The 21,040-nt window shown below is 36.7% G+C and carries 14 protein-coding genes and 4 pseudogenes; 7 read left to right on the forward strand and 11 right to left on the reverse strand.

Features of this window, described 5'->3' with window-relative positions:
* Nucleotides 1-2 precede the first annotated feature (2 nt).
* From addB to LC087_RS01305, 4 genes and pseudogenes are all read left to right on the forward strand, one after another.
* Nucleotides 3-3,483: pseudogene (addB, locus tag LC087_RS01290) on the forward strand (helicase-exonuclease AddAB subunit AddB).
* A pseudogene (gene addA / locus LC087_RS01295) lies at nt 3,470-7,133 on the forward strand (helicase-exonuclease AddAB subunit AddA). The pseudogenes addB and addA overlap by 14 nt, the downstream one beginning before the upstream one ends.
* Before the next feature lie 73 nt (nt 7,134-7,206).
* A complete protein-coding gene (locus tag LC087_RS01300) occupies nt 7,207-8,394 on the forward strand; it encodes an exonuclease SbcCD subunit D (protein WP_226538702.1) in 1,188 nt (395 codons plus the stop codon).
* Nucleotides 8,381-11,752 (forward strand): AAA family ATPase, encoded by a 3,372-nt coding sequence (locus LC087_RS01305; protein WP_226538703.1) that lies wholly within the window; start codon nt 8,381-8,383, stop codon nt 11,750-11,752. Before LC087_RS01300 ends, LC087_RS01305 begins: the two co-directional genes overlap by 14 nt.
* A gap of 103 nt (nt 11,753-11,855) precedes the next feature.
* On the opposite strand, the gene LC087_RS01310 is transcribed toward LC087_RS01305, so the two are convergent.
* From LC087_RS01310 to LC087_RS01350, 9 genes are all read right to left on the reverse strand, one after another.
* Nucleotides 11,856-12,074, reverse strand: coding sequence for a spore germination protein (locus tag LC087_RS01310; RefSeq protein WP_226538704.1), 219 nt, complete (start codon nt 12,072-12,074; stop codon nt 11,856-11,858).
* A 54-nt stretch (nt 12,075-12,128) separates the two neighbouring features.
* Nucleotides 12,129-12,353 carry a spore germination protein gene (locus tag LC087_RS01315; RefSeq protein ID WP_226538705.1) on the reverse strand — a complete coding sequence of 75 codons (225 nt, stop codon included), beginning with the start codon at nt 12,351-12,353 and terminating at the stop codon, nt 12,129-12,131.
* Between the two features lie 65 nt (nt 12,354-12,418).
* Complete coding sequence (locus LC087_RS01320; RefSeq protein ID WP_226538706.1) at nt 12,419-12,637, reverse strand: spore germination protein; 219 nt, start codon at nt 12,635-12,637, stop codon at nt 12,419-12,421.
* Nucleotides 12,638-12,737: 100 nt separating this feature from the next.
* Nucleotides 12,738-13,166, reverse strand: coding sequence for a spore germination protein GerPE (locus tag LC087_RS01325; protein ID WP_306019834.1), 429 nt, complete (start codon nt 13,164-13,166; stop codon nt 12,738-12,740).
* Nucleotides 13,163-13,342, reverse strand: coding sequence for a spore gernimation protein GerPD (locus tag LC087_RS01330; RefSeq protein WP_226538708.1), 180 nt, complete (start codon nt 13,340-13,342; stop codon nt 13,163-13,165). Before LC087_RS01330 ends, LC087_RS01325 begins: the two co-directional genes overlap by 4 nt.
* A complete protein-coding gene (gene gerPC, locus LC087_RS01335; protein ID WP_371932674.1) occupies nt 13,342-13,959 on the reverse strand; it encodes a spore germination protein GerPC in 618 nt (205 codons plus the stop codon). Before gerPC ends, LC087_RS01330 begins: the two co-directional genes overlap by 1 nt.
* Nucleotides 13,960-14,097: 138 nt before the next feature.
* Nucleotides 14,098-14,328 carry a spore germination protein GerPB gene (locus tag LC087_RS01340; RefSeq protein WP_226538710.1) on the reverse strand — a complete coding sequence of 77 codons (231 nt, stop codon included), beginning with the start codon at nt 14,326-14,328 and terminating at the stop codon, nt 14,098-14,100.
* Nucleotides 14,329-14,344: 16 nt separating this feature from the next.
* Nucleotides 14,345-14,566 (reverse strand): spore germination protein, encoded by a 222-nt coding sequence (locus LC087_RS01345; RefSeq protein ID WP_226538711.1) that lies wholly within the window; start codon nt 14,564-14,566, stop codon nt 14,345-14,347.
* 157 nt (nt 14,567-14,723) lie between these two features.
* On the reverse strand, nt 14,724-14,873 hold the full coding sequence (locus LC087_RS01350; RefSeq protein WP_226538712.1) for an aspartyl-phosphate phosphatase Spo0E family protein: 150 nt from the start codon (nt 14,871-14,873) through the stop codon (nt 14,724-14,726).
* A 396-nt stretch (nt 14,874-15,269) separates the two neighbouring features.
* On the opposite strand from LC087_RS01350, the gene LC087_RS01355 reads away from it, so the two are divergent.
* The gene (locus LC087_RS01355) at nt 15,270-16,172 is read left to right on the forward strand and encodes a fumarylacetoacetate hydrolase family protein (protein WP_226538713.1); all 903 of its coding nucleotides are present in this window, start codon (nt 15,270-15,272) and stop codon (nt 16,170-16,172) included.
* 73 nt (nt 16,173-16,245) lie between these two features.
* On the opposite strand, the pseudogene LC087_RS01360 reads toward LC087_RS01355, so the two are convergent.
* Nucleotides 16,246-17,440, reverse strand: a pseudogene (locus LC087_RS01360) (ornithine--oxo-acid transaminase).
* 454 nt (nt 17,441-17,894) lie between these two features.
* On the opposite strand from LC087_RS01360, the pseudogene LC087_RS01365 reads away from it, so the two are divergent.
* Nucleotides 17,895-18,249: pseudogene (locus LC087_RS01365) on the forward strand (YisL family protein).
* Between the two features lie 39 nt (nt 18,250-18,288).
* Here LC087_RS01365 and LC087_RS01370 read toward each other — a convergent pair.
* Nucleotides 18,289-18,822: a DUF2777 family protein gene (locus LC087_RS01370; RefSeq protein WP_226538716.1), complete on the reverse strand. Its 534-nt coding sequence runs from the start codon at nt 18,820-18,822 to the stop codon at nt 18,289-18,291.
* Between the two features lie 304 nt (nt 18,823-19,126).
* On the opposite strand from LC087_RS01370, the gene asnB reads away from it, so the two are divergent.
* Nucleotides 19,127-20,974 carry an asparagine synthase (glutamine-hydrolyzing) gene (asnB, locus tag LC087_RS01375; protein WP_226538717.1) on the forward strand — a complete coding sequence of 616 codons (1,848 nt, stop codon included), beginning with the start codon at nt 19,127-19,129 and terminating at the stop codon, nt 20,972-20,974.
* Nucleotides 20,975-21,040: the final 66 nt, after the last annotated feature.

Consider the following 21,040-nt stretch of genomic DNA (forward strand, 5'->3'; position numbering starts at 1 on the left):
CAATGAGTGTTCGATTTTTAATTGGAAGAAGTGGTTCCGGAAAAACAGCCACAGTGATGAATGAGATTAAAGATAAATTATTGAAAGATCCAACAACTGAACGTCCTATTATTTATCTTGTTCCCGATCAAATGTCTTTTGCTGTCGGTTATCAGTTTGTAAAAGATAAACAATTAAAGGGGATTGCGAGGGCACAAGTTTTTAGTTTTTCTCGATTAGCTTGGCGTGTCCTTCAACAAGAGGGAGGAATGACAAGAAATCATATTTCCAGCACAGGAATCCATATGATCCTCCGAAAAATTATTGAACAGCATAAGAGTGAATTGAAAATTTTTGCGAAAGCGAGTGAAAAAAAGGGGTTTGTTGAGCAAATTGAAAAATTGTTAACAGAATTTAAACGTTATTGTGTGACCCCTGAAATGTTAAAAGAGTCTTCTCAAATTGAAGGTAATAACGTCCTTTCTGATAAATTACATGATTTAACCTTGCTTTATGGCGAGCTTGAGAAGAAAATGGCCTATCAATACATCGATGGTGAAGACTATTTAAGATTATTGGCAGAGAAAATAGAGGAATCAAGCTACCTTCAACACGCTGATATTTATGTGGACGGTTTTCATAGCTTCACTCCACAAGAGTATATCGTTTTGGACAAACTTATCAAAACGGCTCAGTCAGTGACATTTTCATTAACAATTGATAAACCTTTTCAAGATCATGCGCCTCATGAATTACACTTGTTTCGAATGACCGGTTTAACGTACCAGCAACTGAAAAAGATAGCCAATGAAGCAAATCAAGAGGTTGAACATAAGAAGCTATCAGGACAAGCACCTCGTTTTCATCATCAAACCTCGCTCCGTCACTTAGAAGAGCATTTTTATACAAGACCGACGATTTTGTATGAAGAGGAGCCAGCAGTTACGATAGGACAAGCCTTGAATAGGAGAGCAGAAGTTGAGGGGATTGCAAGGCAAATAAAAAAGCTTGTTCGGGAAGAAAACTATCGCTATCATGATATCGCTATTTTTATTCGCAACAGTAATGATTATGGTGATGTAATGGAGCAAGTATTTACTGATTATGATTTACCTTATTTTATTGATGAAAAAAGACCGATGCTTCATCACCCGCTGATTGAATTCATTCGTTCCACTTTAGAATCCATAATTGGAAACTGGCGTTATGAAGCGGTTTTTCGCACGGTAAAAACAGAGCTTCTTTATCCTCTGGATGCTAACAGAGAACAAATGAGAGAAGAGATGGACCAGCTGGAGAACTATGTACTTGCATACGGTATTCAAGGATCAAAGAAATGGTTACAACAATGGTCTTACCGTCGTTACCACTCTTTAGAGGATGATTACACGAAAACAGATGACGACATAAAAATGGAAGCAATGCTTAATAACAGAAAAAAAATCATCACAGCACCTCTTAAAAAATTGCAGGGTCAACTTAAAGAAGCCAAAACAGGACATCAATATGTAGAAGCACTATATTCCTTTTTGGAAGATCTCAAAGTTCCTCAAAAAATAGAAAGATTAAAAGATGAAGCGGAGCAAAAAGGGGACTTAGTAGAGGCTAGAGAGCATAATCAAGCGTGGGATGCCGTTGTTTCTTTGTTGGAGGAATTTTATGATTTGTTGTCAGATCAAAGGTTAACGCCTAAGCTTTTTATGGAGCTTTTAGAAACAGGTTTTGAAGAAATGAAATTCTCTCTTGTCCCACCAGCACTTGATCAAGTATTAGTCGTCAATTTTGATCGCTCTCGTGTTTTAAATATTAAGCAGTCGTTCATTATTGGTGCCAACGATGGCGTTTTACCTGCAACTCCTTCAGATGATGGAGTCTTATCTGAGGATGATAGAGAATTACTTTATCATTATGGAATTAAGTTGGCGCCTACTCCTAGAGAGCAACTATTGGATGAAAATTTTCTTATTTATATGGCGCTGGCAAGTGCTTCTGACCACGTAACTGTATCCTTTTCGCTAGCGGATGAAGAAGGAAAGTCCTTGCAGCCTTCGATGATTATTAATCGATTAGAGGATTTATTTCCTACGATGGAGCGAACGTATTACTTAAATGAGCCAGAAGAACAACAGCAACGGGACCACTTGCACTATATGGTGAATTATCAAACAACCCTTTCGTTTTTATCTACTCAATTACAAGCGTGGAAAAACCAATATCCGATCGAGGCAGTTTGGTGGGATGCTTATCGAGAACTGGTCTCAGGAAGAGAATGGAACTTAAAAACGAAGAGAGTGGTTTCAAGTCTGTTTTATCGAAATGAAGCAAAACCGCTTCAGGAAAATGTATCTCAAAGTTTATATGGACAGCATATTAAAGGCAGCGTTTCAAGGATGGAGAAGTTTAATCACTGTCAATATGCACACTTTGCTTCCTACGGATTGAAACTAAAAGAGCGTAAATATTATCGTTTAGAAGCTCCAGATATAGGGGAAATGTTTCATGCTGCTTTAAAGCATATTTCTGAACAAATTCAACAAGCGAATCTTCAGTGGAGTGAATTGACAAAACAGCAATGTGAAAAGCTTTCGTATGAAGCGGTTGAAAAATTAGCTCCGAAGCTGCAAAAAGAAATTTTATTGAGCTCGAGTCGGTTTTTTTATATGAAAAAGAAGTTTCATAAAATTATTACGCAAGCGTCAAGTGTGTTAAGTGAGCATGCGAAGGTAAGTGGATTTTCACCTGTTGGTCTTGAGGTTGGGTTTAGTAAAAATGATCAGCTTCCACCGTTAACATTCTCTCTTGCCAATGGATGTACGATGGAAGTTGTCGGGAGAATTGACCGTGTGGACCAAGCCAAAGGTTCAAATGGGATATTACTAAGAATTATTGATTATAAGTCGAGTGAAAAAGCGTTAGATTTAACTGAAGTGTATTATGGTCTATCCCTACAAATGCTTACGTATTTGGATGTCGTTATTCGTCATTCCAAAAGCTGGTTAGGGGTTGAAGCGACACCTGCTGGAGTGTTATATTTTCACGTCCATAATCCAATATTACAAGTAACGACTGATATTGATAGTGAAGAAATTGAAGAGGAATTAGTAAGGAAGTTTAAGATGAAAGGATTGCTATTGGCTGATAAAGAAGCGGTCCGGCTAATGGATCAGCAGTTAGAAACAGGCATATCTTCCATAGTTCCTGTTTCTATTTTAAAAAGTGGTCAGTTTGGGAAAAGTGGATCGATCGCAAATGAAGAACACTTTGACTTATTAAGGCAATACGTACGTAATCAATTCGAGAAAACAGGGAACGAGATTATTGGAGGAGAAATAGCGATTAATCCATATCAATTAAAAAACCAAGTACCGTGCACGTTTTGTTCTTACCGTTCAGTCTGTCAGTTTGATCAATCACTTGAAGGCAATCGTTACAGGGAAATGAAAAAATAAAGATGATGAAGTTTTCAGTCGATTAAGAGAGGAGGGGCATAATGAAAATAATTGAAAAACCAGCTGGTGTAAAATGGACGGATGAACAGTGGAAAGCCATTACGGCATCAGGAGTGGATATTTTAGTTGCCGCAGCAGCAGGATCTGGAAAGACGGCCGTTTTAGTTGAACGAATCATTCAAAAAATCATGACAAATCAAGACCCAGTGGATGTAGATCGGTTATTAATTGTCACTTTTACAAATGCCGCTGCTGCAGAAATGCGCAACAGAATTGGTGAAGCGTTAAATGTGGCCTTAAAAAAAAGACCATCATCTCTACATTTAAGGAGGCAATTAACGCTCCTTAACCGTGCGCAAATTTCTACCCTTCACTCCTTTTGTTTAAATGTAGTAAGAAAGTATTTTTATACGATTGATCTTGATCCAAGCTTTCGCCTTGTTGATCCAACTGAAGGAGAGCTGCTCATTGATGAAGTGATGGAAGAGCTTTTAGAAGAGCAATATAGTCAGGAAGGCAATGACGGTTTCTTTGATGTAGTGGAGCGTTATACAGGTGACCGATCAGATCAAGACTTGCAGTCTTTACTTCGTCGCCTTTATTTATTTTCACGGTCTCACCCCTCTCCTGATCAATGGCTAGATCGGATGGTGGAGTATTATGAAGTTGAAGAAGGTACTAAGATTGAAGAGTTACCGTACTTTGACTATTTAAAAAAAAGATATTTCTATTCAAATAGATGGCTGGATCAATCAACTTCAGCTAGCATTACAAATAACGAAAGAGCCTGGAGGACCTTATCCCCGATCGGAAAATTTACTAGATGATTTGGCCCGGCTTGAGAAAGTGAAAGAGAAACAATCAAAATGGAATGAGCTTGTTCAAGAAATGCAAGCGGTGAAATTTGCTAGAGCGAAGTCTTGTAAAGGTGATGAGTTCGATGAGAGCTTACTAGAACAAGTAAAAACCTTACGTGATGGAGTGAAAAAACAAATTACGAAGTTGCAAGAAGAGCTGTTTAGTAGACCGCAAGAAGCGTATGTGAAAGATTTTCTTAAAATGAAGCCGGTCATTTCAACGTTAGCAAACTTAGTGAAGCAGTTTTCACGTATGTATGAAGAAAAGAAAAAAAGAAAAAGGTCTCGCTGATTTTAACGATTTAGAGCATTATTGTTTAGCTATTTTGAAAGATAATCCTGAAATAGCTTCCATTTATAAGCGTCATTTTCAAGAAGTTTTGGTTGATGAATACCAAGATACGAACCACGTTCAAGAAGAAATTATTCAACTCGTATCCAAAGGTAATAATTTATTTATGGTTGGAGATGTGAAACAATCGATTTATCGTTTCCGCCTAGCAGAGCCAAGTTTATTTATTGAAAAATATCGCACCTTTACGGACGAAGGAGAGGACACTGGTTTAAAAATAGATTTAGCTAAAAATTTTCGCAGCCGGACAGAAGTGATTGATGGAACGAACTATCTCTTCAAACAAATGATGAATCGAACGGTTGGAGAAGTGGATTACGATGAAGATTCAAAGTTAAAACTTGGAGCCTCTTATCCTGAACATAGTCAAATGTCTACTCAATTTGTCATGATTGAACGGAAAGTTGAGAGGCAGGAGTTAGAGGATCAAGAGGAATTAGAAGCTGTACAAGTAGAGGCGCAATACATGGCAAAAACGATAAAGAAAATGATAGAAGAAAAGTTTCCTATTTATGATTCCTCTATAGAGCGCGAGAGGCCGACTACGTTTAGAGATATGGTCATTTTGCTCAGGTCTATGCCATGGGCTTCGCAAATTATTGAGGAATTTAAAAGTCAAGGGATTCCTGTATATGCGAACCTTTCAACAGGTTATTTTGAAGCAACTGAAGTGACCATAATGATGTCATTATTAAAAGTAATAGATAACCCTTATCAAGACATCCCTCTTGCATCTGTCTTACGGTCACCGATTGTTGGTTTAACCGATAACGAGCTTGCCGAAATAAGAATTGCCAATAAACGCTCATCCTACTATGAGGCCTTAAAAGCTTATTTAGAGATAAGGGAAGACAGTGAACAATTTCAAAAGGTGAAGTATTTTTATGAACATCTCAAATTTTGGCGGGATCTTGCGAAGAAAAAATCAGTGGCTGAGTTGATTTGGCAGCTTTATCGAGATACACAGCTTTTTGATTATGTAGGTGGACTAGCAGGAGGAAAGCAACGTCAAGCCAATTTGAGGGCATTATACGATCGGGCTCGTCAATATGAACAAACGTCCTTTCGCGGTCTGTTTCGTTTTCTTCGCTTTATCGAACGGATGCAAGATCGAGGAGATGATTTAGGAGCAGCGAGAGCGTTAGGGGAACAGGAAGACGTTGTTCGAATCATGACGATTCATAAAAGTAAAGGACTAGAGTTTCCTATTGTTTTTGTAGCTGGACTTGGTCGTAAATTTAATATGATGGATTTAAACAATAAATATTTACTGGATAAAGAACTTGGTTTAGCTTCTAAGTTTATTGACCCTGAAAAGAGAATTAGCTATCCAACGTTACCACTTTTTGCGATCAAGAAAAAAATGAAAAATGAGTTGCTTTCAGAAGAGCTGCGCGTTTTATACGTTGCTTTAACAAGAGCGAAGGAAAAGCTATTTTTAATTGGAACGGTAAAGGATATTGAAAAAGAGAAGCAAAAATGGCAGCATCAACTTTTTCACCCAAACAATCTACTTCCAGACTATGATCGCATGATGGCAAAAAGGTTTATTGATTGGATTGGACCAGCCATTATACGTCATCAGACAGCGGAGAAGCTTATATCAGAACGAAAAATGATCAACCAAGAACTTTATGAAGATCCGTCAAAATGGACGGTTGAACTTGTAAATGGAGTGGATTTGCTAGAAGTAGAGGAGAAATTGGAAACACCTCGTCAAGCAATAGAAGAAGCATTAAAGAATGGAGAGCCTGTTTCAATTGAAAGTGACTTTAAGGACCAAGTTCAATTTCAATTAAACTGGCAATATCCTTATGCAAAAGCGACAAAAATGTCATCCAACCAGTCTGTTTCAGAAATAAAACGACGTCAACAGCTAACTGATGAGTATGCTTCAACATCGTCTATTGTAAGAACTGGTGCTACTCTCTATAAACGTCCTAAATTTATGCAGAAAAAAACCTATACGAGTGCCGAGAAAGGAACCATAATGCATATGGTCATGCGCATCTTCCATTAAGTATTGAGTTAAAGGAGTCATCGATTCGCTCCTTTGTCATGGGCTTAGTTCAAAAGGAATTATTGCTGCCTGAAGATGAAGAGGTAATTGATTACCCTGCTATTTTAGAGTTTCTAAAGAGTTCACTTGGACAAAGAATGAGAAATGCCCAAAGGGTAGATCGAGAAGTTCCATTTAGTTTTGGGATTGACAGCAAAGAATTGGATGGCGAACTCGAAAATGAAACGGTGCTTGTCCAAGGAGTAATTGATTGTTTATTTGACGATGATCAAGGACTCATTTTAGTGGATTATAAAACAGATGCTATTAAAGAAAGGTTTACTGGAGGGTTTGATGAAGCAAGGCCAATTTTAATGAACCGTTATCAAAAACAAGTCCAGCTATATTGTCAAGCGATGGAAGGAATATTGAAAAGAAAGATAGCTGAAAAATATTTATATTTTTTTGATGGGGGATATATCCTTCAAGTTGATTAGGAACTAGTAAAGAATTGCATCTAAGTGGTTGTTATTAGCTTAGGTGCCTTTGCTTTATGGGAGGAGAAATGATATGCGTGTTTTACATACCGCAGATTGGCATTTAGGAAAAACGTTAGAAGGAAGAAGTCGATTGAATGAGCAAGAACAATTTATCGATGAGTTAGTGACAATTGTTAAAGAAGAAAAGGTGGATGTCGTGCTCATGGCAGGAGATGCCTTTGATACAGTTAATCCACCGGCAAGGGCTGAACAGCTTTTTTACGAAAGCTTATCTAGATTAGCAGATGGGGGGAAACGTTCGGTTGCGGTAATTGCAGGAAATCATGATAACCCGGAAAGATTGATCGCCGCCTCCCCTCTCATTCATCAACAAAACATTCATCTTATTGGTTTTCCTTGCTTGGATGTAGTCAATATAGCTGTTCCTAAAAAGAATCAAATGATGAAACTTGCGGCCCTTGCTTATCCATCTGAAGCAAGGTTACAAGATGTCTTATCGGAAGATCATGAAGAAATATTAATGAGAGATAACTATGATCAAAAAGTAAGAGAAATCTTTCAAATGATGGAACAATCCTTTTCTGATGATACCGTCAATTTTGCAATGAGCCATATTTATGTTCAAGGAGGTAGCTCATCCGATTCAGAGCGTCCCATTGAAGTGGGGGGAGCGTATACTGTAGCAGCTACGAGTTTACCAAAAACAGCCCAATATACGGCACTTGGACATTTACACAGGCCGCAACAAATAAAAAGAAGTCATACAATGTCACGATACAGTGGTTCTCCTTTAGCATACAGTTTTTCTGAAGCAGGCTATGCAAAGTCGGTTTCTATTATTGATATTGATCCAAAAGGGACCCCGGATTTAAAAGAAGTTCCTTTATCGAGTGGAAAACCGTTAGTCATATGGAAACCGCAAAATGGACTCAAGGAAGCTTTTCAATGGATCGAGGAAGGAAAAGACCAACAGGCATGGGTAGATTTAGAATTGCATTTAACAGAATCATTAGCGTTAGAGGACATTCAACGACTCAGAAAAAATCACCCGGGCATTATTCATATCCGTCCGATTTTTACAGAGGAAAAAGAAATCCATAACCAAAAAAGAGTTTCCGACCTCCCAATTGATCAAGTGTTCGCCCGTTTTTATAAAAAACAAACAGGCGGGGCAGAACCATCGCAAGAGTTAATAAATTTGTTTATTGAGCTTATTGATTCAGATGAATATGAAGGTGAAAAAAATGAAGCCTATTAAGTTAACGATAGCAGGATTGCATAGCTTCAAGGAAAAACAAACCATTGATTTCGATCAGTTATGTAGCGGAGGCGTGTTCGGGATTTTTGGGCCAACAGGTAGTGGGAAATCTTCTATATTAGACGCTATGACATTGGCCTTATATGGAAAAGTTGAACGTGCCCCTAATAATACACAAGGAATTATCAATCATGGGGAAGATCAGCTTTCTGTTTCCTTCTCTTTTCAATTACAAAACGGTGATGTGACGAAGAGCTATAAAATTGAACGGTTGTTTAAACGGACTGATGAGGTAAAAGTAAAATCAAGTATGTGTCGCTTAATCGAGGAAGGGTATGAACAAGTTGTTCTTGCTGATAAAACGAATGAAGTTAATCAAAAGGTCCAACAATTATTAGGATTGACGATCGATGACTTTACGAGAGCGGTTGTTTTGCCACAAGGAAAGTTCGCAGAGTTTCTTTCTTTAAAGGGAACAGAAAGAAGACAAATGCTGCAACGCATCTTCAATTTAGAAAAATATGGCGATCTTCTCAATAAAAAAATTAAACATCGATTATCCTCTGATAAAGCTTTCTATAACGAACTCAATGCAGAAAAATCTGGATTAGGTGATGCTTCAACAGAGGCCTTGACGGAAGCAAGAAAAAAGTTGGCTCTAGTGGAAGAAGAATTAAAAAAGCGCATGATCGAGCAAAATCAGCTTGAAAAAGAAGTTGAAGAGGCAAAGGAGATTTGGAGCTTACAAATAGAACACGATCAAGTGCAGGAAAAGAAGAACCAGTTGTTACAGAATCAAGATCAAATCCTTCTTTTAAAAAACCAATTTCAAAATGCACTTGAAGCAAAACAATTGGAGCCTTATGCGCAAAGTGTTGATCAATTAGAAAAAGAATTAGCGCAAGTGAAACAGCATCATCACGATCTTGCAGAGCAAGTGGAGAAAATGAAAATAGAGTACGAGGAGAAGCAGCGATTATTTGAACAGGCTAGAAAATATAAAGCTGAGAGTGAGCCGAAGCTTTTGTTAAAAAAAGAAAGGCTCCATCAATGGGTGAAGCTTGAAAAAGAGGTAATGAATGAAGAGAAAGGCTACCTGCAGCTTCTCAAAAAAGAAAAATCGGTAAAAGAGCAATATACTCAGTTAGATCAATCTGAACAATCAGTGGGACAGACGCTAGATAAAGCCTTAGAAAAACAACAAATGCTTAAGCAGGAACTTCAATCAAAAGCCGTATCGAATAAGGAAAGACAACTTGTCCAAGCAGCTTATCACATAAAACAACAAATATCACAGCTTGCGCAAAAAGAAGAGGAATGGAAACAAGCTTTACAGAAAAAGCAAAAGGAAATGTCTCAGCATAAAGAACAACTAGAAAAGATGAATAACAATATTCGTTATCATCATGAAAAGATGACAGAAGGTTTTAATCGATTGAGTGATTTATATAGTTATTTTGAAGATCTGAAACGGGATATTGAATCACGATTGGAACGTTTAAAGGAGCAGAAAGAGCAGAAGAAACAATGGATTGAGACTCTTCATAAGAAACACGCAGCGTATCAAATTCGTCACCAACTTCAAGAAGGAAATCCTTGTCCTGTTTGTGGCTCTTTAGAGCATCCTAGTCCAGTAGAAGATATGGAGCTTGATAATCAAAAAGAGGAACGTGAACTTCATCAATTAGAGAAGTGGGAACAAAATTTACAAGATCTTTCTGTCGTGATTGAGATGGAGAGATCTAAATTACAAGAGCAATCGGATTCTTTAATTGAAGAATTTTCACTTCGGTTGTCTAATCCGAAAGAAAATTCAAATGAAAATAATAATATCTTAGACGATAAACAATTAAAAGCCGAAGTAACCAGTTTAAAACAAGATGCTCTCCAATTAAAACAGCAACTTCAAACGCATGTTCAAGAAATGCGTTCCATCTCGCAAAAACCTGGGCACATAAAGGAAGTGCTCGATAGTTTCCAAAAAGAGATGAATGATTATCAAAAAAAATTAGAAGAAATTGAAAAGCTAATAGTAATGGAGAAGCAATCATGGGTTGAGCTTAATCCATCTTTTGCATTTCATGAAGTAGAAAACATGATCAAGCATCATTCAGAGCGTGATCAGCAGATGGAGAAGATTCAAGAAAGAATTGAGACGAGCGTTCAATTTATCGAGGATAAACAAAATCAACTAAAACAATATGGTAAACAAAAACTAACTGTAGCGAAACAGCTATCTGAAATCAAGGCTACCCTCCAGTATTACCAAAAAAGTATTCAAGATAAAAAAGCTCAATTACCCGAGATAGCTCAATCTGAATCCTTTACAAAGCAACTTGAAAAAATCGATGTTGAGCTTGAAAAGCTAACGAAGGAGGAGCAAGGATGTTACTTGGTCTGGCAGGATAGTTCTGATCAACTCAAAAAAACAGAAAATCAATATGTATCGATCAAGGATAAAAATAAGGACTTAAAAAATCGTTTACTAGAGGCGAACCGAGCGTGGGAAGACCGTCAAAAGGATTCTCGCTTTGATACACTTACTGAAGTATTCGAGTCTGTCTTATCAAACGATGAGTTGAAAACAATAGAGAAACAAATGAATGAATATGAGCAACAAATGAATGAATTAAATTCTCATTTATTTAGATTAAATGAACGTTTAAATGGGCGTAATTTAACACAAGAAGAATGGGAAAGACTTCAGCAGCGGGCGATTCTTTTCAGAAAGAAATTAGATGAAGCGGTTGAAGAAAAAGGAGCGGCTTTGAGGTCGGTAGATGATTTACTGAAGAAACATGAGCGTTATCAAGAGATCGAAAGTAAGCTCATCGAATTACAAGAAACGATTACAAAATATGAACAACTACAAAAAGTTTTTAAAGGAAATAGTTTTGTTGAATATGTAGCGGAAGAGCAGTTGATGCAAGTTAGCCGAGATGCAACTGAACATCTTAGAATGTTAACCAGAGGTCGATATGCGATAGAAGTTGATTCGCAAGGAGGCTTTTTAATGAGGGACGATGCCAACGGTGGGGTTAAAAGACCCGTCTCTTCTTTATCAGGAGGAGAAACGTTTTTAACTTCATTAGCACTTGCTTTGAGTTTATCGGCGAATATTCAATTACGTGGGGAATACCCATTGCAATTTTTCTTCTTGGATGAAGGCTTTGGCACGCTAGATGCTGATTTGTTAGACACGGTTGTTTCTGCACTTGAGAAACTTCAATCAAAAAATTTATCTGTTGGCGTTATTAGTCACGTGCAAGAATTAAGATCGAGACTCCCACGAAAATTGATGGTCAACCCAGCAGACCCGACAGGAACAGGTTCCACAGTGCAACTTGAAATAATGTAATTTAAAAGTGATGACAACACGAAAGCTTGTCATCACTTGTTTTAGAATTGCGAGTTTATTTTATAGGATTGTTATAGTTGCTAAACGGAAGTTTGCTCCTTTCTTATGCATTAGCCGTTTGGTTTTGATCGAATATATCTGGATCAAATTGATTCGTGATACTTATGCAGTCGTTCGTAATATGAAAATCACCAACTTGACTCCCACCGCTTCCAGAACAAATCTTTGTTGCTGAATCGGGTGATAAATAAAAAGAGTCACCAAAATTCACGGCTCCTCCAGAGATGGAATTAATTTTAGCTGGTCCGACGATTGTAGGCATGTAAGACAATCCTTTGCATTTGCTTTTTTTAAAAAGGCTTCGAACCGAGGGAAATTATTTGTTTACCTGCTGGTTTTGATCGAATAAATCAGGGTCAATGTCGAAGATGAGATCAATGCCGTTATTGACGACTAGAAAATCCCCTGAATTTAAGTTTCCACATCCTGATGAAAACTTCTGGCTTTTCAAAGGAGATTCATAAAAATTATCACCCACATGTAAAACCCCTGTTCCTGTTACATCATTTACTTTCACTGGACCTTTCACTATTACCGCCACTTTCAATCACCCTTTATATTTTAATAATAAATCAGACAGCAAGTCTTTGAACCTTAAAAAGAATGTTAAGCGTTTGCTGTCTGATTTTGATCTGCAACATCTGGATCAATGCAGTTTGTAATACTAATTCCATTGTTCGTAATATGGAAGTCACCTGTATTACCTCCTCCTGAACCAGAGCATGCTTTTGTTGTTGATTTAGGGGATAAATAAAATGAGTCACCAAAATTGACAACTCCCCCAGAAATGGAGTTTATTTTGATAGGACCTACAATGGCTGGCATAAAGAACATCCTTTTTGATTCGATTCCTACTTGTATGTTATGCAAATATCCTATCTTTTGTTCGCCCTTGTATTGTTACAAAGGCGTTGTGGAGTAAATTTTAAACAGTCGATTCAGTTCGACGTATGCTAGATGTAGATGGAAAAGATGCATCCGATTTTCTTAATAGTTGACGAATATTTTTAACTCTTGATTCTGCTTTGATGGAGTTGGCAGAACCTACTTGAACAACAGAAGAAGATGAAATAGCTGTCACTTTCACCCCATCTACTTTAATAACTAGGGCAGAGTTATAGTAAGCCCCTGCAAAATCTTCATCAAAAGAGGGGAGTGGAATAAACTCTCTGTAGATTGGAAATTTATTTAAATCTGCTTCTTTTGAAAAGAAGATTTCCGCCTCTCTTTGAATCGCAAATACGTTCACTTTTAAATCCATTTGATTGGTATCCCCGACATGGAAAATTGAACTGATCCCAATAGAGTTTATATAAGCAACGTTCACCTTCGATAAACGATTAAGTATGTTCATACTAAAGGAGCCACTGGTTCAAACGGACCAATAATAAGTGATTCAGGTGGAGTATCGAAAATAGAGGACAGGGCTATTGTATTTGTATCGCCAATGAGAAAGACAGATGAACTGGCTACCCCAGTAACATCGACTGAACCAACATGGATTTCTTTATTAACGACAGTAAAAATCATCATTTTTCTCCTTTCATTTCGTTTGGTAAATGTTGAATAAACTGATTTATGGAGTTTTCAATATCATATTTCACACGCTTTGACATCTCTTCAATTTGTTCATCCATATTTGCTTGATCATGAAGTCTTAAATGTTGTAAGTAGTAATTAATTCTTGAAGAAATTTGTTTTCTTATGTCTTCAATAACTAAGTGACGGTTTGTATCATCTAATTGACATTGGTTTCTTTTTTCAATTTTTTTTACGGTATTAATACCGTCTTTTTGTAAGTAATCATACACATTTTTTGTAACAGCTTTATTAATTTTTTCTCTCATTTCACCAAAGGGGTCTTGGGGTTGCATTTGATTTTGACCTTGTTGAACGTCAAATTGTTCAATTTGATTAGATGGGTCTGTTGGATTCAGCCCAATGTTTAACGTTCCTTCTAACGTTTCCACTTTTAATTGATCAAACTTATATTCTAGTCGTTCAATTGTTGTTGGTGGCTTATCTTTTAATTCTGATACTTGTTTTTTTAACTCCTCAATGGATTTTTCTAAAAGAGAGATTCGTTGATCTTGGTATTGAATGTAGGAGTGTAGTTGTTGAATGTAACCCCCCGTAATTATTTTGATAGCTACTCACTGTAACCACCTCGCTATGACAATATAGTATGCTACGGTGTGTTAAAAGTGCGTGTTCAAAAAGTTAAAAACGGGAAGGGGAAAGAATTTTAGGAACTTTTATTCTTTATTGGAGTTTCATCAAAAGTTTTATGCGCCACTTGGAGCTGCAAGGGGAACGAATGATTCTTCTGTTAAAGCTTCTTCTTCTTCCATTAATGCTTCAGCTTCAGGTGCAGGAACCGTGTAGCATCCTGTATTATAAAGGTTTGATACAGGTTTTATAATCCCCGCACTACCAATTTGTAAAACAGAGGAATTTGTGACAGCACCGATTCTTAAATATTGAATTTGAATACATTGATTAATATAGAAATTCAATTGTATATTCCCCCCTTTATAGATTTCCAATTTGCGGCTGATCGATAAAGTCACTATCATATGTGTTTGTGACACTATTTTGGTTATAAATTTGAAGACCATCTCCTGTATTAAAGGAACCAGCACCAGCAAAAGTTTTTACTTCACTAAAGGGTGAGATATTAATGACATCTCCCACATGAACAATACTACTTGTTCCAACATTATTTACCTTAAAAGCACCAACAATAGCGGGCATATTCAGCATCCTCATTTATTGAGAAAGTTTGTTAAAGTACACCAGGAGGCAAAAAACGTGTTCGATTAGAGGTGAGCCTTCTGCTCCAAGTACCTATAATATAATATGGCAGTAGCCCAAAAATGTGAGGGAAAGATCATCAGAAAAAAAGAGAGTGTTATTTTCCTGAAATGGATTGTTTTATTTGCCTGATGAGTAATCGATCCAGCTCTTGGCTGCATTGAATGGTTTCTCTTGCATTGATTCCATATTTCTTTGCGATTTCAATTAACCTTTGTCGTTTAGCTTCTATTTCATGGTTTTTCAATTTTGTTCCAACTTTCTTTTAGTTTTCAAGGTTTTTGAACTTTATAGCAAATGATAAAGAAAGGGAAAAGGTGTAAAAATAGAAAACTATGTTATATACCGACTGTATATGGTTAAATCGAAATAAAAACGTCCCTTTCTATGCTATGTCTTCTGAGTATATTTATCAAAGAGGTCAGAGGACATTGTGAAAATAAAAGTCACAAACCAAAGTTTAACAAAAGAAGGATAATGATGACAAGCGGACCTTTTTCCTATTTTATTGGACTAAAGCAAAAACGTCAACCATATCTTTTTCATTTTGCTATTACTCGTACTTATGATAGGTAGTTTAAAGGAAATAGTAAATTTTTATAGAATTGAACATATAACGGTTACGTGATAGGGGGACGGATAAGTGAAATTAGTAAAAGGGAAGATTCATGATAAAACATTTATAGGTATTTTAATCAATAAAGAAACCCAAGTGTTAGATATTCAGCGCGCGGAAGAAGAACTGTATGAAAATAAATCAGGTCCAATACTCATGGTGGATGGAATAGAAAAGAATGACAAATGGATAGAACACCTTGAGCAAATCATCCATTGGTCTGAAAAGGAAAGAGAAACGGTTACGTTTATTTATGATTTAAAGGATGTCATTCTATTAGCTCCTATTGAGAGGCCGAAAAAAAATATTATATGTGTAGGTAAAAATTATCAAAGGCATGCACAGGAAATGGGTAGCTTAACGCCAGAACATTTGGTTGTTTTTTCAAAATCTCCAACAGCTATAATAGGACCAGGGGAAAATATATGTTTACATTCACATATTACAAAACAAGTGGATTATGAAGGAGAATTGGCAGTAGTCATAGGGAAAAAAGGGAGAGCTATTAAAGAAGAGGATGCTATGGATTACGTCTTTGGATATACGATCTTAAATGATATAACGGCGAGAGATTTACAAGCGAATCATCAGCAATTTCTACTTTCCAAAAGTTTAGACACGTTTTGTCCAATAGGTCCTTATATTGTTCATAAATCTGCAATAATGGATCCAAATAGATTATCATTAAAAACGTATGTTAATGGAGAATTGAGGCAAAGTGCTTATGTATCAGAAATGATGTTTAACATCCCACAAATGATTTCTATAATTTCAAGAGGAATGACATTAGAGGTAGGTGATATTATAGCAACGGGAACCCCTGCTGGAGTTGGGAAAGGATTCAACCCACCTAAATATTTGTCAGAGGGAGATAAGGTAGAAATTGAAGTGGAAGGGATAGGTGTTTTGAGTAATTCACTTTCAAGTTAATAGTTAGACATTAATAAAAAGATCTTTTAACCTAAGAAAAAAAGGCCTGTCGCCTTTTAGCGACAGGTTACCTTTATACTGATAATACTTTATTCACTCGTTCAATAGCCCAGTCAAGGTCTTCTTCCGATATGATTAAAGGAGGAGCAAAACGAATAACAGTTTCATGCGTTTCTTTACATAATAAACCTTCTTTTTTAAGTTGTTCGCAATAAGGGCGTGCTGATTCTGTAAGTTCAACCCCGATAAAGAGTCCTTTACCTCTAACTTCTTTTATAATAGGGTTATTTATTTTTCTAAGTTGTTCTTGAAAATAGTTACCTAGACGTAAGGAACGATCTGCAAGATTTTCGCTTAATAATACATCGAGAGCAGCGATAGAAACTGCACAAGCAAGTGGATTTCCACCAAACGTGGATCCGTGTGATCCAGGAGTGAATACCCCCTAAAACATCTTCATTAGCAGCAACACAAGAAATTGGGAATACGCCTCCTCCTAATGCTTTTCCTAAAATATACATGTCAGGAATTATGTTTTCCCAGTCGCAAGCAAATAACTTCCCAGAACGTCCTAGGCCAGCTTGAATTTCATCTGCAACATAAAGAACATTGTTCTCCTTACAAACGTCATAAGCTTCTTTTAAAAAGCCTTCATAAGGGATGTTAATTCCTGCTTCGCCTTGGATAGGCTCGAAAATAAAGGCAGCTGTATTCTCCGTTATAGCTTGTTTTAAAGCTTCGATATCGCCAAAAGGAATGACTTTTATTCCTGGTAGCATAGGGCCGAAACCTTCTTTGTATTCGTCACTAGATGACATGGAAACGGCTGTAATTGTACGGCCATGGAAGTTATCTTCGCATACAATGATTTCTGCTTTGTTATCCGCCACACCTTTTACTTCGTAAGCCCAACGTCTTACTGTCTTAACAGCGGTTTCAACTGCTTCTGCACCCGTATTCATAGGTAAGATCATGTCTTTGTTCGTAAGTTTTGATACTTTTTCATACCAAGGACCTAATTGATCGTTATGAAAAGCGCGCGAGGTCAATGTAATTTTATCGGCTTGATCTTTTAAGGCCTGAATAATTTTTGGGTGGCGATGTCCTTGGTTTACTGCGGAGTATGCACTCAGCATATCCATATATTTATTACCCTCAGGGTCTTTTACCCAAACGCCTTCTGCTTCTGATATAACAATTGGTAAGGGATGATAGTTTCTTGCTCCAAATTTTTCAGTCATTTCAATAATCGTTGATGTATTTGTCATAAATAAATCCCTCCATTTAAAATTTGCTCTTATTTTCGAGAAACATATATTATTAAAATAGCTTACATAGTAAAACAACTCAAGTCTTAGTTTCGTAAGAATTCTTGTTGTTGTTTATCTAATGCTATGTAATATGTAGGTTTTGAAGAATGAGACTCGAAATTTTGAACATCTATTGTCTGACAAAGTAAATCAGTACTTTCCTTACAAATTTCATGATATCATATAGCGGAGAGTATTAGCACCTGTATCTCTATGCGGTTGCTTGCGCTTTTATTATTGTCTAGTCTAACTCCAGCGCCCAGCGATTGGTGTTGCTTTCCGACGAACACGATGTGCTAGTGCGGGCTTTGTCACAGGACGTGGCAGTAGTTAGCCTGTGTATCTAGTTCATGCGTCGATATACGGATGCTAGGGCTTTTCTAATTTTGTAAGTAAAGGGGGGAGAGTTTTTTTGACACATTTACACATAACAACTTGGGTGTTAGCGCTTATTTTATTCTTTCTTGCTGCTTTCATGAGTGGAAAGGCAGCGAAAATCATCCATATGATTTTACGTGTGGATTACTTATTAGTAATTGCTTCTGGGCTTGAGCTAGTGTTTCGTCATCCCATTTTTAAATTTGGACAAACTGGAGAATATATTGTGAAGATTATTCTCGGAATAGTTGTAGTGGGGCTGATGGAAATGATCTTAGTCCGTAAGAAAAAAGGACAAACCTTTAACAGGTTTATGGATTGGTTTTATCATTTCTACCATACTAGTTATTGTTTTAGGGTTCTTTAGATTACCGTTAGGAATTGCATAATAAAGAAAAGGTTTGGATGATGCTCCAAACCTTTTAATTTTACGCTAGCGCTGTTAACCAAATTCGTTCTCCTGTACTTAATGTCATCTCAAACAAGTCCTTCTTTATCATACCCCTTTGAACATAATGATGAACGGTACAAATAGACATACTATTGTCGAAAACATAAGTAGAGATACCGCTGAAATCTTCTCCTTCTCTTCTGTAAATTAATTGATTATGAGCATAAATACAATCATAGATGGAGTAATTAATCTTATTTAAAGACTGTATCCATTGAACGAGGGAATGAAGGCTGATCTCCTCTACACATTCCTTTAAAGCAAAGGGAAGTGAACGCTCTAGCCGGATAGATTTTCCTTCTTCCAATAAGTCATGTTTATTATTAAAAGTGAGCATGTTCCAGTCGTTTTCTTCCCATATTTCTACTTGATTGTTCATATATTCATCAAGAGGGATAAAGTCGTCAGTATCATCTACAACATACCAATCAGAATAGCACTTTTTTAATGTTCCTGAAATAAAGAATCGTTCTTGTCGAGAAAGTATTTGTTGTTTTTTTGTGGAAAACATCATTCTCACCTCCACTTCAATACAGTATTTGATGATTACGAACTATACCTTAACGATATAAAAGTCTTTGCATATGATAAGAAAATAATACCTTCTTTTTTTACAAAGTAAGAAAGCATAAAAATCTGTTCTTATATGCTTTTTGTTTTCATCGTTTTCTAGCTTCAGCAGTTAGTTCGTGCTCTTAATTCATGCATCGCTAGAGGAGTGCATGCGCTTTTATTGATATTCAATGGAAAGTCGTTAAAATTTCTAATTTTTTATCTTGACAAGATGTTAACAATTGCAAAGGAGATGTTGATACGTGTGTGGGATCACTGGTTTGGTTGATTTTAATCAAGCATTAACAGCGAATACGAAAATAATTGAAAAGATGACAAATACTCTGTCTAAAAGAGGACCAGACGAAACGAATGTTTGGAAAGATACACACGTTCAATTCGGTCATAAGCGGTTAATTGTGGTTGATCCAGAATATGGAAAACAACCGATGACTCGAGAAAAAAATGAGCATTTTTACACTATTTGCTATAATGGTGAATTATATAATACAGAAGATATTCGCTATGAACTAAAAAAACGTGGATATTCTTTTCAAGGTCATTCAGATACTGAAGTCCTACTACTATCGTATATAGAATGGCAGCAAGAATGTGTGGACTTTTTGAACGGAATTTTTGCTTTTTCTATTTGGGATCATCAAAAAGAGATGATGTTTATGGCTCGTGACCGAGTTGGCGTTAAACCATTATTTTATAGTGAGAAAAATGGAATTTTATTATTCGGTTCTGAACTTAAGTCAATCCTTGCTCACCCTTCTCAATCAGCTACATTGAATGAGGAAGGATTAGGAGAAGTGTTAGGCTTAGGGCCTTCTCGTTCACCGGGTTCAGGTGTTTTCGAAGGAATAGATGAACTTCGCCCAGGTCACGCTTTGACGTATTGTAAGCAAGGTTTAAAAAAATGGAGATACTGGAATGTTGTTAGCCGATCTCATACTCATAATCTTGAGGAAACGGCCGGAAAGGTAAGAGAACTTTTTGAAGATACAGTGATCCGTCAGCTAGTATCTGATGTACCCGTATGTACGTTTTTATCGGGTGGGGTTGATTCTAGTGCTATATCAGCCATCACAGCTAATCATTTTAAAAAAATGAGCAAAAGTTTAACGACCTATTCGATTGATTACCAAGATAATCAACTTTATTTTAAGGAGAACGAATTCCAGCCAAACAACGATGAACCTTGGATAGACTTAATGAGTGATCGCTTTCAAACCTTGCATCAAAAAAGCATAATATCACAAGAACAACTTTTTGAACATTTACAAGAAGCTGTTATTGTAAGGGATTTACCTGGTATGGCAGATGTAGATAGCTCGCTTCTTTGGTTTTGTAAACAAATTAAAAAAGACTTTGTTGTTAGTTTATCTGGTGAATGTGCGGATGAAATATTTGGCGGTTATCCTTGGTTTCACAACCCTGACAGTATACATTCAGATGGATTCCCGTGGATGAGGTCAACAGAAGAGAGGATCACTCTGTTGCAAGATAAGTGGCAGAAACGGTTAAAACTAGATGAGTATGTTAAATATAGATTTCAAGAAACATTAAATGAAACACCTGCTTTAGAAGGAGAAAACCACCTAGAGGCCAAGCGTCGTCAACTTTTTTATTTAAATATGGTTTGGTTTATGACGACTTTACTTGATCGAAAGGATCGTATGAGTATGGGAGCGAGCTTAGAAGTTCGAGTGCCATTTGCGGACCATCGATTAATTGAGTATGTATGGAATATTCCATGGGAAATGAAGATGTATAATGGGAGAGAGAAAGGGATTTTAAGAAAGGCATTAGAAGGGATCTTACCTGAAGAAATATTATATCGGAAGAAAAGTCCTTATCCGAAAACCCATCATCCTCAATATACTCAATTAGTGAAAGAGTGGCTTCAACAAGCTTTGAATAGGAAAGGTACGATTTTAACAGAGTTATTTCATAAAGAAAAAATCCAAGGCTTAATTGATACAGAGGGTTCATCATTTAAGGTGCCTTGGTTTGGACAATTAATGACAGGACCGCAATTGTTAGCCTACTTGGCGCAATTAGATTATTGGTTTGAGCATTATTCCATTGATTTGAATATTAAATGAGTGAAAGAAAAAAGGAAGTAAAGAAAAACAAGACGTTTTTCTTTACTTCCTTAACTATTTACAGAG

This window comes from Bacillus carboniphilus (assembly GCF_020524035.2).
Classification (GTDB): domain Bacteria; phylum Bacillota; class Bacilli; order Bacillales; family JAIVKR01; genus Bacillus_CC.